14 protein-coding genes are annotated in these 15,020 nt (G+C 39.6%); 11 read left to right on the forward strand and 3 right to left on the reverse strand.

The window, feature by feature from the left end; all coding sequences use genetic code 11:
• Positions 1-6: 6 nt before the first annotated feature.
• A complete protein-coding gene (locus ACWPVF_RS04335; RefSeq protein ID WP_454384906.1) occupies positions 7-3,507 on the forward strand; it encodes a pneumococcal-type histidine triad protein in 3,501 nt (1,166 codons plus the stop codon).
• A 77-nt stretch (positions 3,508-3,584) separates the two neighbouring features.
• Here ACWPVF_RS04335 and pepT read toward each other — a convergent pair whose 3' ends face one another.
• The gene (pepT, locus tag ACWPVF_RS04340) at positions 3,585-4,808 is read right to left on the reverse strand and encodes a peptidase T (RefSeq protein WP_414307777.1); all 1,224 of its coding nucleotides are present in this window, start codon (positions 4,806-4,808) and stop codon (positions 3,585-3,587) included.
• 153 nt (positions 4,809-4,961) lie between these two features.
• On the opposite strand from pepT, the gene hemH reads away from it, so the two are divergent.
• Complete coding sequence (gene hemH, locus ACWPVF_RS04345) at positions 4,962-6,056, forward strand: ferrochelatase (RefSeq protein ID WP_454384908.1); 1,095 nt, start codon at positions 4,962-4,964, stop codon at positions 6,054-6,056.
• Positions 6,057-6,342: 286 nt separating this feature from the next.
• On the opposite strand, the gene mnmE is transcribed toward hemH, so the two are convergent.
• Both mnmE and ACWPVF_RS04355 read right to left on the reverse strand, forming a co-directional pair.
• Complete coding sequence (mnmE, locus tag ACWPVF_RS04350; protein ID WP_454384910.1) at positions 6,343-7,716, reverse strand: tRNA uridine-5-carboxymethylaminomethyl(34) synthesis GTPase MnmE; 1,374 nt, start codon at positions 7,714-7,716, stop codon at positions 6,343-6,345.
• Between the two features lie 122 nt (positions 7,717-7,838).
• Positions 7,839-8,021, reverse strand: coding sequence for a 4-oxalocrotonate tautomerase (locus ACWPVF_RS04355; protein ID WP_049550455.1), 183 nt, complete (start codon positions 8,019-8,021; stop codon positions 7,839-7,841).
• 123 nt (positions 8,022-8,144) lie between these two features.
• Here ACWPVF_RS04355 and ACWPVF_RS04360 point away from each other — a divergent pair, with 123 nt between their 5' ends.
• The 9 genes from ACWPVF_RS04360 to ACWPVF_RS04400 are packed head-to-tail and all read left to right on the forward strand — an operon-like array spanning position 8,145 to position 15,008.
• A complete protein-coding gene (locus ACWPVF_RS04360) occupies positions 8,145-8,744 on the forward strand; it encodes a thymidine kinase (protein WP_454384913.1) in 600 nt (199 codons plus the stop codon).
• Entirely contained in the window at positions 8,734-9,213 is a 480-nt protein-coding gene (locus ACWPVF_RS04365) for a GNAT family N-acetyltransferase (protein ID WP_454384915.1), read from the forward strand. Before ACWPVF_RS04360 ends, ACWPVF_RS04365 begins: the two co-directional genes overlap by 11 nt.
• A 9-nt stretch (positions 9,214-9,222) precedes the next feature.
• The gene (gene prfA / locus ACWPVF_RS04370) at positions 9,223-10,302 is read left to right on the forward strand and encodes a peptide chain release factor 1 (RefSeq protein WP_006148466.1); all 1,080 of its coding nucleotides are present in this window, start codon (positions 9,223-9,225) and stop codon (positions 10,300-10,302) included.
• On the forward strand, positions 10,302-11,138 hold the full coding sequence (prmC, locus tag ACWPVF_RS04375; RefSeq protein ID WP_454384917.1) for a peptide chain release factor N(5)-glutamine methyltransferase: 837 nt from the start codon (positions 10,302-10,304) through the stop codon (positions 11,136-11,138). Before prfA ends, prmC begins: the two co-directional genes overlap by 1 nt.
• Positions 11,122-11,724: an L-threonylcarbamoyladenylate synthase gene (locus tag ACWPVF_RS04380; RefSeq protein ID WP_414307772.1), complete on the forward strand. Its 603-nt coding sequence runs from the start codon at positions 11,122-11,124 to the stop codon at positions 11,722-11,724. The genes prmC and ACWPVF_RS04380 overlap by 17 nt, the downstream gene beginning before the upstream one ends.
• A 1-nt stretch (position 11,725) precedes the next feature.
• On the forward strand, positions 11,726-12,172 hold the full coding sequence (locus ACWPVF_RS04385; RefSeq protein WP_414307771.1) for a GNAT family N-acetyltransferase: 447 nt from the start codon (positions 11,726-11,728) through the stop codon (positions 12,170-12,172).
• Positions 12,169-13,425: a serine hydroxymethyltransferase gene (glyA, locus tag ACWPVF_RS04390; protein WP_454384920.1), complete on the forward strand. Its 1,257-nt coding sequence runs from the start codon at positions 12,169-12,171 to the stop codon at positions 13,423-13,425. The genes ACWPVF_RS04385 and glyA overlap by 4 nt, the downstream gene beginning before the upstream one ends.
• A 6-nt stretch (positions 13,426-13,431) precedes the next feature.
• A complete protein-coding gene (locus ACWPVF_RS04395; protein ID WP_454384922.1) occupies positions 13,432-14,406 on the forward strand; it encodes a nucleoid-associated protein in 975 nt (324 codons plus the stop codon).
• A complete protein-coding gene (locus ACWPVF_RS04400; RefSeq protein WP_454384924.1) occupies positions 14,406-15,008 on the forward strand; it encodes a lysozyme family protein in 603 nt (200 codons plus the stop codon). Before ACWPVF_RS04395 ends, ACWPVF_RS04400 begins: the two co-directional genes overlap by 1 nt.
• Positions 15,009-15,020 lie beyond the last annotated feature (12 nt).

The raw sequence follows: 15,020 nt of genomic DNA on the forward strand, positions 1-15,020 counted from the left end.
GAAATTATGAATAAAACAAAGAAATATTTAGCTGGATCAGCAGTAGTTATTGCGCTTAGTGTTTGTGCTTATGTTTTAAATCAGCACCAAGAAGCAGAGAAGAAGGAAGATAATCGTGTATCTTATGTTGATGGGAAAAACAATGAGTCTAAAAAGAACGAAAATTTGACTCCTGATCAAGTTAGCAAAAAGGAAGGCATTGAGGCCGAACAAATTGTTGTGAAAATTACTGATCAGGGATATGTGACTTCTCACGGAGACCATTTCCATTACTATAATGGTAAAGTTCCTTTCGATGCGATTTTTAGTGAAGAACTAGTCATGAAAGATCCAAGTTATCAATTGCGTGATGAACACATCGTTAACGAAATTAAAGGTGGTTACATCATCAAAGTTGATGGAAAATATTATGTCTACCTAAAAAATGCTAGTCAAGCTGAAAATATTCGTACCAAAGAACAAATTGAAAAACAAAAACAAGAGCATACATCTGACCAAAAAAATGATTCTAAGGAAGTTGTGGCAGCTAGAGCTCAAGGACGTTATACAACTGATGACGGTTATGTTTTTAACGCTTCTGATATCATTCAGGATACAGGAGATGCTTATATCGTTCCCCACGGAGGACACTTCCATTATATTCCTAAGAGTGATCTGTCAGCGGGTGAATTAGCTGCCGCAAAGGCTTATTTATCTGGCAATAGTTCAGCTCTCAGTCAACCCTTGTCACTGACACCGAATAATGGTGTCTCTGCAACAGATGATGGTTATGTCTTTAACCCTAATGATATTGTCAGAGATACTGGCGATGCTTATATCGTACGACATGGGGACCACTATCACTATATCCCTAAATCATCTCTTAACAATCATCAAGCACAATCTAACACTCCAAGATTAGAAAGTCCTTCTAATTCTACACCAAATAATCCGTTACCACATGTTCACCATGAAGAAGAGGAACACGATCATGGTTTTGATGCAAATAGAATTATAAGTGAAGATTCAGAAGGTTTTGTCATGAGTCATGGTAATCACAATCATTACTTCTTTAAGAAAGATTTGACACCTGAGCAAATCAAGGCAGCACAAGATCATTTGAAAGCTAAGTCACCAGTGACACCAAGTCCAAGTCATGAGGACCATGGTGAAGACCATGATCACGGCTTTGATGCGGATAGAGTCATCAGCGAAGATGCAGCTGGCTTTATCATGAGTCATGGAGATCACAATCATTACTTCTTTAAAAAAGATTTATCCCCTGCTCAAATCAAGGCAGCACAAGATCATTTGTACGGCAATAAACATTCAGAAACTAGCCCAGATAACCACAGCAGTAAACCAGAAGAACACCATCATGATAACCATGGAAACCATCATGAGGAAGAACACGATCATGGCTTTGCAGCAGATCGAGTGATAAGTGAAGATGATAAAGGATTTGTCGTTTCTCATGGAGATCACAATCATTACTTCTTTAAAAAAGATTTATCCCCTGATCAAATTAAGGCTGCCCAAGATCACTTGCACGGCAATAAACATTCAGAAACTAGCCCAGATAACCACAGCAGTAAACCAGAAGAACACCATCATGATAACCATGGAAACCATCATGAGGAAGAGCACGATCATGGCTTTGCAGCTGAGCGAGTGATTAGTGAGGATGAGCAAGGTTTTGTGGTTTCACATGGAGATCATGCCCACTATTTCTTTAAGAAAGATTTGTCAGCAGAACAGATTAAGGCAGCTCAAGAACATTTGCATGGGCACCATCAGTCAGAGCCTGTAAAACCTCTTGCCAAGACTGTTGAAAGTTTCTCTCGAGATGCCAGTGATGAAGAAAAGGTAGCTTATATCTCTAAAACCTATGGTGTTCCGCTTGAAGCGATTCGAATTTCAAATGGATTCTTTGTATTTGGAAATCCAGACCAGGCTTACGACCCAACTCACATTCACCCTTACGCTGTTCGTAAGGAACACGTTCGTATTCCGCTTCAAACAGGAGATGCAGAGCTTGATTTCCTAAACGAACTCTATACAACTGCACTTCGTGATGGTGTCTCTCCATATAGTTTGCAGGTGGAAAATGGTAGCTTTGTCATTCCTCACGGTGATCATAATCACTACATCAAAGTACAAACTAAAGGCTATGAAGTGGCTTTGAAACATAAGATTCCTGCCTTGCAATCCAACTACCAACCAGGTGCCTTTGATGAAGCGACTGTTCAGAATAAAATTGATCAACTTCTAGCAGAAAGTCGTGAAGTTTACAAGGATAAACCAATTCAACAAAGACAAATTGAGCTTGCCTTGGGACAATTCTCTGAAAATATGAAGAAGCTCTCAACCAACTCTACAGCTGGTTATCTAGCTGCATTAGATCTCTTTGATAAGCAGTATATCCATGTTGATGCTAGTGTAAAACCAACAGAAATCAGTCCTTTAGATAAGAAATATCAAGCTTTAGTAGATAAGATTAATACCTTGGATACGGATGCTTATGGACTTCCTAAAAAAGATCTCTTGGCTCAACTCCAAGAAAATAAATTGGCTCAAGAAGAGGCTGGTTTAGATGCAGTTGAAGCTAAACTAGAAGCTCTTCAGGACTTTAATGATCGTACTGGAGTTACAACAGTCGAGTACATTAAGTATTTCTATCAACATCTGTCAGATGATCGTTTGAATGATACTCTTAGAAATAAGGTTGCCAACTTAACTTGGACCCTTTATCAGTCACAATCCTTCCTTAAGGCGACTGACTTAAACAAACTCTTCCCTGAAATCTATCAAACAAAATTAGAGGTAGAAGAAGCTCTGAAGAATGAATCTGTTGCTCATAAGACTTCTGAAACGATCCTAGATACTGAAAAAGTGGATGGTCACAGTGCTAAAACGGCAGTTTATGAATTTTTGAAAGGTTTGTATGATGATATTAAGCCTGAGGAACAAAGCAATCATGTTCGAAAAGGTCAAGTAGAAGAACTCTTAACAAAAGCTGAAGAGTTAGTAGCTCAAGTCAAAGAAGAAGGCGTAAAAGCTTCACTTGCTGACGAAGTGAAAAACCTGAAAGTAGCTTTAGAGAAAGACGATGCAGACCTTGATGAACTAAACACACAAGTTCAAGATCTTCTAAAACGTATTTCACAAACCATTCAGACTGAACGTGAGAATGCCAACCAAGACCCAGAGGTTTTAGTTCTTTATCAAAAACTATACAACGGAGTTATTGCCCTTCATACTTATTTGGAAATGAATAATGGTTCTGATGCTGACTTTGAAAAAGTAGATGCCTTGTTTGATAAATTATCAGCTGCAAGCAAAGACAAGCAAGCTCTTCTAGCTCTTGCTCAAGAAATTGTCTCCTTAAACCAAGAATTTCAATCTAAAGTCAAGCCAGCTGAAGCTAACACCGAAACCGTCAATAAAGAAACAAGCGATAACCAAGCTGAGTCAACCTTAACTCCTGCAACTACATCTCCAGAAACAAGAGAAAAAGTAGCAGAATAACAAAAAGTTCAGTCAGCTACCGTGTCAAAAGTAGACTGCTGATAAAAAAAGAGGTCGGGAATTTTTTCCCGACCTCTTTAGTCTTTATAAGCTACAATTCCTATGATTGTATCAACAGCACGCTCCATTGTTTGTAGACTAACGTATTCAAAACGACCATGCATATTTTCACCACCGGCGAAGATATTTGGTGTAGGAATTCCCATAAAGGAAATTTTAGAACCGTCTGTTCCACCGCGGATAGGCTCGATAATTGGTGTAATATCAAGACTTTCCATGACTGCTTTAGCGATGGTGATTGGAGTCATATCCTTTTCAATGACTTCTTTCATGTTGTAGTACTGGTCTGTCAAAGTCAAGGTTACACGATCACTACCAAGTTCTTGGTTCATCTTATCAGCAATAGCTTGCATGGCAACTTTACGCGCTTCAAAGCTTTCTTTTTCAAAGTCACGAATGATGTAGCTAGCACGCGCTTCCTCAACAGTACCTGTTACATCCATGAGATGGTAGAAACCTTGATAACCCTCAGTCAATTCTGGTCGGTCACCAGCTGGGAGTTGGTTGTGGAAGTCGATGGCTAATTGGAGAGCATTGACCATTTGCCCTTTAGCAGTTCCTGGATGAACATTACGACCTTGGAAGTGAAGTTCTGCACCTGCAGCAGAGAAGGTTTCGTATTGCAATTCCCCAAGAGGGCCACCGTCGACTGTATAAGCAAAGTCAACATTGAAGTCCTCTGCATCAAATTTATTAGCACCAACTCCGATTTCTTCATCAGGGCCAAAGCCAACACGGATTTCACAGTGTTTAATCTCAGGGTGAGCAGTCAAGTATTCGATAGCTGTCATGATTTCAGCGATACCAGATTTGTCATCGGCACCGAGCAATGTAGTTCCGTCCGTTGTAATCAAAGTTTGGCCAGGATATTTCTCTAAGCTCTTAAAATCAGCTGGATCAAGTTTGAAATCTGAATTCCCAAGTTCGATAACTCCACCGTCGTAGTTTTCAATAAACTGAGGATTGACGCCTTCAGCATTAAAATCAGCTGTATCCATGTGGGAGATAAAACCGATCTTACGAGTCAAACTTGGGTCGTTAGCTGGTAAGGTTCCGATAGCAAAACCGTTTGGTAGGTAGTAAACATTTTGCAAACCAACACGTTTCATCTCAGGGATGAGGACATTGGTTGCGAAGTCTACTTGACTTTGGGTACTTGGTGTAGTGGTTGAATGTTCATCAGAACGTGTATTGACTTTGACATAAGTCAAAAAACGCTCCAACAATGTTGGATATTTCATCGTAACTCCTTTTTTCCTTCTTTTAAAACCATTGTATCATAGAAAGAAGAGAAAAACAAAAGTCAGAAGGGAGATAACATCCTTATGTTAGCGTTTACTTATGGCAACTTTAGTGATACAATAAAAAGATAAAAATATCACAAGGATGTAGAGATGAAAAAAGCGATTTTAATGATGACATTTGGTTCCCCAGAAGAGATTACCTTTGAAGGAGTAGCCGACTTTTTTACCAACATTCGTCGTGGAGTTCGACCTCAAGATCACGAGATTCAAACACTTTATGATAATTATGTTCGAATTGGAGGAACTCCACTTCAAAAAATTACCCGTGAAGAAGTTTCCTTAGTAGAAGCTAGATTGGGAAATGAATATAGTGTCTATTTTGCCAATAAATTTTCAAAACCCTTTATTCCAGATGTGATTCGGCAAATGGAAGCAGATGGAATTGAAAAGTGTATTTGCTTGATTTTGGAACCACACTATTCCTTTTACTCTGTCATGGGGTACGAAAAGTTTCTGGAAAGCAAACAAATTCAGTTTTTAGTTATTAAGGACTGGTATCAAGAAGAAGCCCTCTTAAACTATTGGGCAGCTGAAATTGCTAAGATTTTAAAAGAAAAGGTGAAACAGGATAGATTTAAAGTCATCTTTTCTGCCCACAGTGTGCCCATTTTTGCCTTGGATTTTGGTGATCCCTATATCGACCAGATTTTCGAAAATAGCAAGTTAATTGCTGAGAAATTAGGCTTGAAACCAGAGCAATATACCAACACTTGGCAGAGTGAAAGTGATATTGGTATTCCTTGGATAAAACCAGATGTCTTGGAATATCTTAGAGAACAGGAAGAACATCCAGAGCATTATATTTTTGTACCTATTAGTTTTATTAGTGAACACATTGAAGTTTTGTTTGACAACGATGTGGAATGTCATGACTTGTGTCAGGAATTGGAGGTGAACTACCATCGTCCACCAATGCCAAATACAGATTCTCGTTTGATTGATGCCTTGGTCAATATTGTCCGAGTTAACGAACATAAAGAATTTAGAGAATTCCTCCCAGAAGAAGAGACCTTTGATGAATTAGTCCCTTCGGATGAAACTAAGAATATTTTAGATGAATCACAAGACTTACAAATGCCAGAATTTGTTAAAAAATTAATTGAGAAAAAAGGTCGTGAAAATGTCAAGATGCCTTATTTAATCAAAAAAATGCTTGAAAAAGCTGGCAAATTACCCAAAGATTAAGTGAAAATAAAAAAGAAATGGTAAGGTTTGTTTCAAATATCTGCTAAGGCAGGATATAACTTAGAAGGTGAAAGAAAAGGCGGTGGGACAGAAATCGATAGACAAAGTCTTGATTTCGTAGTCCCAGCCCCGCGAGGATGATTAGGAGCTTTTTGGAGTCTAAAAGACGAACAAAAAGTTCAATCAGCTACCGCGTCAAATTATGATTTATAATAAAAAGTGAGGTCGGGATCGTTTTGTCCCAACCTCTTTTTAGGTGACTAGCATTTTTTGAACTAGTTTTTTCTTATTTACCCAGACAAAATTGGCTGAACAACTGTGTAATGAGTTCATCTGGAGCAGCATCACCAGTGATTTCTCCGAGGATTTCCCAAGTACGGGTCAAATCAACTTGAAGTAAATCAACTGGCATCCCCAGCTCAAGACCTTCGTTAACAGCTTGTAAGCTTTCAACTGCTTTCTCAATCAAAGAAATGTGGCGAGCATTGGACAAGTAAGTAGCATCTTGTTCGACCAAGCCTGCGTTTTCAAAGAAGAGATTATTGATGCGATCTTCAATCTTATCAATGTTTTGATTTTTGAGGACTGAAATACGGATGACATCTTCAGAAAGTTCCTGAGTTTCAATAGCCTCAGGTAGGTCAGTTTTGTTCAGTAGGATGATACGGTTGGTATCTTGGCTGATTTCAAGAAGTTGTCGGTCTTGGGCAGTTAGAGGTTCGCTAGCGTTTAAGACAAGTAGTACCAAGTCAGCTTCCTTGAGAGCTTTTTTGGAGCGTTCAACACCGATTTGCTCGACGATATCATCTGTTTCACGGATACCAGCAGTATCAATCAATTTCAGTGGAACACCGTTGATGTTGACGTATTCTTCGATGACATCTCGGGTAGTACCTGCAATATCCGTTACAATAGCCTTGTCTTCACGTAGGAGGTTGTTGAGTAGGCTGGATTTCCCAACGTTGGGGCGACCAATGATAGCCGTTGAAATCCCTTCACGTAGGATTTTACCGCGACGAGCTGTTCTAAGGAGATTGGTTAGTAATTGCTCAAATTCCAATGTTTTCTCTCGGACAACAGCAGTAGTGGCTTCTTCAACATCGTCGTACTCAGGATAGTCGATATTCACTTCTACTTGTGCAAGAGTATTGAGGATTTCCTGGCGAGTATTATTAATCAAGTCTGATAAAGAACCGTCTAGTTGCTTGACTGCAATATTCATGGCCTTGTCTGTCTTGGCACGTATGATATCCATCACGGCCTCGGCCTGAGTCAAGTCTACACGACCGTTAAGGAAGGCACGCTTAGTAAACTCACCAGGCTCCGCCATACGAGCCCCTTCACGGATAGCCAGTTGAAGAATTTCATTGGTTACGGCGATTCCACCGTGGGTATTGATCTCGATGATATCCTCACGAGTGAAGGTCTTTGGAGACTTCATAGCTCCCACCATAACCTCGTCCATAACCTTCCCTGTCTGAGGATCAACGATGTGTCCGTAGTTTAGGGTGTGGCTAGCAACCTTGCTCAAATCCTTGCCTTTAAAAATTTTCTGGGCGATAGCAAAGCTATCTGTTCCGCTTAAACGAACAATCCCAATAGCCCCTTCACCAAGGGGAGTCGAGATTGCTGCGATGGTATCAAATTCCCGTGTAATCATTTCAATTCCTTTATAGTTTATTTATTTGTATAGACTAATATCTCTTAAAATTGTAACAAAATATAGCGTTTTATTCAACGAATGCCACTTATAAAGAAAAGCCTAAGCAGATTGCTTAAGCTTTACTTAGTGCGTATTTCCCCTTGGGGGAAGTAAGTTCCTTCAGGCATATCGTTGATGATGACATGAACAGCAGATTGTGGTGCACCAGTGTTACGAACCACGGCTTCCGTTACTTCCTTAGCTAAGGCTTTCTTTTGCTCTAGCGTGCGTCCTTCAAATAAATCAATGCGTACAAATGGCATAATTGCGTCCTCCACTAGTTATTTGATTTCTTCTATTTTACCACATTTTGCCATTTAAAGCTTTGAGAAATTATGGTATACTAGAATGTAGCAAAAAATTAGAAATGGACGTGAAATAGAAGCATGGCACAGTTGTATTATCGTTATGGGACCATGAACTCTGGCAAGACGATTGAGATTCTCAAGGTAGCCTATAACTATGAGGAGCAAGGAAAAGGAGTTGTGATTATGACTTCAGCTCTGGATACACGTGCCGGTGTCGGTTATGTCTCTAGTCGCATTGGAATGAAAAGACCAGCAATTGCCATTGACGAAACAACAGATATCTTTGGGTTTATCCGAGATTTACCTGAAAAACCTTACTGTGTACTTGTCGATGAAGCTCAATTTCTAAAACGTCATCATGTTTACGATTTAGCTCGTGTTGTCGATGAGTTAGACATCCCTGTTATGGCATTTGGTTTGAAGAATGACTTTCGCAATGAGCTGTTCGAAGGTTCTAAACACCTCTTGCTTTTAGCAGATAAGATTGATGAAATCAAGACCATCTGTCAGTATTGCAAGAAAAAAGCGACTATGGTTTTGCGTACGCAGGACGGACTGCCTGTTTATGATGGTGAACAAATCCAGATTGGTGGAAATGAAACCTATATCTCAGTTTGCCGTAAGCATTATTTTGCACCACTGATAACATCCAAAAAGGAACAAGACTATGACAATTGAACTAAGAGATGTTACCATGGAAAATTATTTTGATGTTCTGAATTTGGATGTTAAGGAATATCAAAAAAAATTTATTGCTACCAACGCAATTAGTTTAGCTGAAGCATATGTCTACACAAAAAATGGAGATTTTGTAGCTCCATTGGCAGTTTACGATAATGATGCAATCATAGGTTTTGTGATGTTAGCTTATGATAAAAAAATCGAAATTAGTAATGGAAATTATTTACTTTTTCGTTTCATGATTGATAAGCATTTTCAAGATCAAGGATATTTTAAACCAATTATGGATAAGGTGCTAGACTATGTTCGGACAGCGCCAGCAGGTTTAGCCAATAAACTTTGGTTGTCTTATGAACCAGAAAATGAACATGCAAGATCTTGTTACCTCAGTTATGGATTTAAAGAAACTGGGGAAATATTTGAGAACGAAGTAGTAGCAATCTATGATTTAACAATTGAGAAATAAGGAGAAAAAATGAATATCTATGATCAACTACAAGCAGTAGAAGACCGTTATGAAGAATTAGGAGAATTGCTGAGCGACCCTGATGTCGTTTCAGACACCAAGCGTTTCATGGAGCTCTCAAAAGAAGAAGCTTCAACTCGTGACACAGTAACAGCTTACCGTGAATACAAACAAGTCCTCCAAAACATCGTTGATGCTGAAGAAATGATTAAAGAGTCTGGCGGAGATGCCGACTTGGAAGAAATGGCCAAGCAAGAACTCAAGGATGCTAAGGCAGAAAAAGAAGAGTACGAAGAAAAACTAAAAATATTGCTTCTTCCAAAAGATCCAAACGACGACAAGAACATCATCCTTGAAATCCGTGGCGCAGCTGGTGGAGATGAAGCTGCACTTTTTGCTGGTGACCTTCTAACCATGTACCAAAAGTATGCTGAAGCACAAGGTTGGCGCTTTGAAGTCATGGAAGCTTCTATGAACGGCGTCGGCGGCTTTAAAGAAGTTGTTGCCATGGTATCAGGCCAGTCTGTTTACTCTAAACTTAAGTACGAATCAGGTGCCCACCGTGTGCAACGTGTCCCTGTGACAGAAAGCCAAGGCCGTGTCCATACATCAACTGCCACAGTTCTGGTCATGCCTGAAGTAGAAGAAGTAGAATACGATATCGATCCAAAAGACCTTCGTGTCGATATCTACCATGCCTCTGGTGCTGGTGGACAGAACGTCAACAAGGTTGCGACTGCCGTTCGTATCGTTCACTTGCCAACCAATATCAAGGTTGAGATGCAGGAAGAACGTACCCAGCAGAAAAACCGTGAGAAGGCTATGAAAATCATCCGTGCGCGTGTGGCAGACCACTTCGCTCAGATTGCCCAAGATGAGCAAGACGCAGAGCGTAAGTCTACTATCGGTACTGGTGACCGTTCAGAGCGTATTCGTACTTACAATTTCCCACAAAACCGTGTCACAGACCACCGTATTGGCTTAACGTTGCAAAAACTTGATACTATTCTAGCTGGTAAGTTGGACGAAGTAGTGGATGCCTTGGTTCTTTATGACCAAACACAAAAATTGGAAGAATTAAACAAATAATGAAATTAGCTCAAATTTTTAAAGATTTTGAGGAAAAGTTAATAGCACAAGGAGAGGAAGCAGAAAGCCTCTCCTTTGTCTATCGTAGCCTAAAAAATCTATCTTTTACAGACTTCGTCTTTGCCCTCCAGCAAGAAGTAACAGAGGAAGAGAAGCAATTTGTGGAGGAAATCTACAAAAAATTGGCAGCTCATATACCAGCCCAGTACATTATCGGTCATGCTGAATTCTATGGGATGCAGTTAAAAGTAGATGAGCGAGTTTTGATTCCCCGCCCAGAGACAGAAGAGTTAGTGGAACTCATTTTGACTGAGAATCTAAAGGACAATCTCAGAGTTCTGGATATCGGAACAGGAAGCGGAGCCATTGCCCTTGCTTTAGCTAAAAATAGACCAGATTGGTCGGTCACAGCTGCGGATATTTCACAGGATTCCCTAGAACTTGCAACAGAGAATGCTAACGCTCAAAATCTAAATTTCTCTTTTATCAAATCTGACTGTTTCTCCGAAATTTCTTCAAAATATGATATAATTGTATCCAATCCACCATACATTTCTCGAGCAGATGAGGTAGAAGTTGGTTTGAATGTTCTGAATTCAGAACCACATTTGGCACTTTTTGCTGATGAGGATGGCCTATCTATCTACCGTAGAATTGCGGAAGACTCCAAGGATTATCTAAATGATGGTGGTAAGATTTATCTTGAAATTGGCTACAAACAAGGTCAAAGTGTGCCTGCTCTCTTTATGGAAAATCTTCCAGAGAAACGAGTTCGTACTCTGAAAGACCAATTTGGCCAAGATAGGATGGTTGTCATTGATGATGGAGAAAATTAAGCAAGAGTTGGAAAAAGGTGGAGCTGTAGTTTTACCAACAGAGACAGTTTATGGCCTTTTTGCGAAAGCTTTGGATGAGAAGGCTGTTGACCATGTTTATCAGCTCAAACGTCGCCCTAGAGATAAGGCTCTCAATCTCAATGTTGCTAGTTTAGACGATATCTTGAACTTTTCCAAGAATCAGCCACCTTGTTTACAACAACTTGTTGAAAGTTTTCTTCCTGGTCCATTGACCATTATCCTAGAAGCTAATGACAAGGTTCCTTACTGGGTTAATTCAGACATGACGACTGTTGGATTTCGCATGCCGAGTCATCCCGTCACTTTAGAATTGATTCGTGAATTTGGTCCTTTAATCGGACCGTCTGCTAACATTTCAGGACGTGCAAGTGGTATTAGCTTTCAAGAGATTCTAAAAGACTTTGACCAAGAGGTCTTGGGACTCGAAGACGATGTTTTTTTGACAGGTCAAGATTCGACTATTATAGACTTATCTGGCAGCAAGGTGAAGATTCTACGCCAAGGTTCGATAACTCGAGAAGATATCCTTGCCATGATACCTGAAATTCCTTTTGAGGAGGTATGATATGCTACGTGATTTGAAAGCAACAGATGTTGCATCTATTTGTGAGATTAACAGAAAAGCTTTAGGTTATGCTTTTAGTCCTGAAGAAACGGCTAGTCAATTTGCTAAGTTGTCTCAAGACTCTCATCACTATTTACTAGGTTTCGAGGATTCGTCCAGCCATGACTTGCTTGGCTATGTACATGCTGAAGTTTATGAATCCCTTTATTCAAAACCGGGTTTTAATATCCTAGCTTTAGCTGTTTTGCCCCAAATGCAAGGAAAAGGTATCGGGAAAACTTTACTACAAGGCTTGGAACAAGAAGCAAAAGACCGTGACTATAACTTTATTCGCTTAAATTCTGCAGACCATCGTACAGGTGCGCATGTATTTTACGAAAAGGTTGGATATACCTGCGATAAAGTTCAGAAACGATTCATTAAATTAATAAAAGGAGAAGACCTATGATTTTTGACAAAGATGATTTTAAAGCCTATGACGCGGATCTTTGGAATGCCATTGCCAAAGAAGAGGAACGCCAACAAAATAATATTGAATTAATTGCTTCAGAGAACGTAGTTTCTAAAGCTGTTATGGCTGCTCAAGGGTCTATCTTGACTAATAAATACGCCGAAGGTTATCCAGGACGTCGTTATTACGGTGGAACTGATGTAGTAGATATTATCGAAACTCTAGCTATTGAACGTGCGAAGGAGATTTTTGGAGCAAAGTTTGCTAATGTACAACCCCACTCAGGGAGTCAAGCCAACTGTGCAGTATACATGGCCTTGATTGAGCCAGGTGATACAGTTATGGGGATGGATTTGGCTGCAGGTGGTCATTTGACTCACGGGGCTCCTGTAAGCTTCTCAGGTCAAACTTACAACTTTGTTTCATACAGCGTTGATCCTGAAACAGAACTTCTGGACTTTGATGTCATCTTGAAACAAGCCCAAGAAGTAAAACCCAAACTAATCGTAGCTGGTGCCTCAGCCTATTCTCAAATTATTGATTTTTCAAAATTCCGTGAAATTGCAGATGCTGTTGGTGCTAAACTTATGGTTGATATGGCGCACATTGCTGGTTTGGTTGCTGCAGGTCTTCATCCAAGTCCAGTTCCTTATGCACATATTACAACAACAACGACCCACAAAACCCTTCGTGGACCACGTGGTGGTTTGATTTTGACCAATGACGAAGACCTTGCTAAGAAGATAAATTCTGCCATTTTCCCAGGTATCCAAGGTGGACCATTAGAGCACGTTGTTGCTGCTAAGGCTGTTGCCTTCAAAGAAGTCTTGGATCCAGCCTTCAAGGAATATGCTGCTAACGTCATCAAGAACAGTAAGGCTATGGCTGAAGTATTCCTGAAAGACCCTGATTTCCGTATTATCTCTGGTGGCACTGAAAACCACCTCTTCCTAGTGGATGTCACTAAGGTTGTAGAAAGTGGAAAAGTAGCTCAAAACTTATTGGATGAGGTCAACATTACCCTTAATAAAAACTCAATCCCTTACGAAACCTTGTCACCATTTAAGACTAGTGGTATTCGTATCGGAGCGGCAGCAATTACTGCTCGTGGATTTGGTGAAAAAGAAAGCCGTCAAGTTGCTGAACTTATTATTAAAGCACTTAAGAATGCAGAAAACGAAGCTGTCTTAGAAGAAGTGAGAAGTGCAGTCAAATCCTTGACAGATGCCTTCCCATTATACGAGGACTAATATTTTATGGATATTTATATCAAGAAAGCCATCATCCATCAGTTCAGCCTTGATGACACAGAGTTGTTCCTAGCGGATAAGTTTCTCAATATCACTCCAAAAATAGAGGAATACTTGCGTAAAAAAGTGGAGCGTGTGTATTCGGACGATGCCAAAACTGGGATTTTTGAAGAAGATAATCCATTTTTTAACAACATTACAGAAGATTTAATGGAAACATCTGTGATGATTGCCAATCTATGGAAAGAGGAATTCTCTGTATCTGAAAATCAAAAGACAAACGATTTGGTCTTTGTACAGTTTTCAAAAGAAGGAGTGGAACACTTTGCCTTCCTTCGAATTGCATTGCGAGAAACCTTAACACACCTATGTGGTGAGGTTGATAATCCAATCAAACTGACTCAGAATAATCTACCAGGTTTTGGTACTGGTGCTGATGAAGCCCTTGTGGTTAATCTTCAAAGCCGAAAGTATCACCTGATTGAAAAACGCATCAAGTACAATGGAGCTTTTTTAAACTATTTTTCTGAGAATCTTATTCAAGCGCAACCAAAGATTTCACCTAAGAAATCTATCAAGGAACTTGAAAAAACGGCTCAAAAAATTGCCGAAACCTTTAATGCGGATGATTTTCAATTTCAATCCAAGGTTAAATCAGCAATCTTCAATAATATCGAAGAAAACAATGAACTCTCTCCAGAAAAATTAGCTAATGATCTCTTTGACAACAATCTTACTGCTCGTCTAAGCTTTATTGACAGAGTCAAAGAAGCAGTACCTGAGCCAGTTCAGTTTGATGAGATTGATGCCAGTCGTCAGTTAAAGAGATTTGAAAACCAGAAACTTTCCTTGTCAAACGGGATTGAACTTATTGTTCCAAACAATGTCTATCAAGATGCGGAATCCGTTGAGTTCATCCAAAATGATAATGGAACTTATTCTATCTTAATCAAAAACATCGAGGATATTCAAAATAAATAATGTTTAAACTTATACGAAGAGTGCTGGTACTAGCAGTCTTCCTTTTCGCTGGATACAAAGCCTATCTCATTCGTCAGGATGTCAAACAAGTCATGACCTACCAACCCATGGTACGTGAAATCTTGAATGAAAGAGATACGCCAGCAAACGAAGAGCTTGTGCTCGCCATGATCTATACAGAAACCAAGGGTAAAGAAGGAGATGTGATGCAGTCAAGTGAATCTGCTAGCGGCTCTACTGATACCATAAACGATAATGCAAGTAGTATTCGTCAAGGGGTTCAAACCTTGACAGAAAATCTCTATCTAGCTCAAGAAAAAGGAGTGGATGTTTGGACAGCCATTCAAGCTTATAACTTTGGACCTGCTTATATTGATTTTATCGCCCAAAATGGGAAGAAAAATACGATTGCACTAGCCAAGCAATACTCAAGAGATACAGTTGCACCGACATTAGGAAATACAAGTGGGAAAACCTATAGCTACATCAATCCCATTTCTATCTTTCAGGGTGGAGAACTCTATGTCGATGGGGGAAACTATTATTATTCTAGACAGGTTCAGCTAAATCTCTATATTATGAAAATTTTTAATCTATTTTAAGCATCTAGAATC

The sequence above is a fragment of the Streptococcus sp. Marseille-Q7087 genome, from assembly GCF_965111935.1.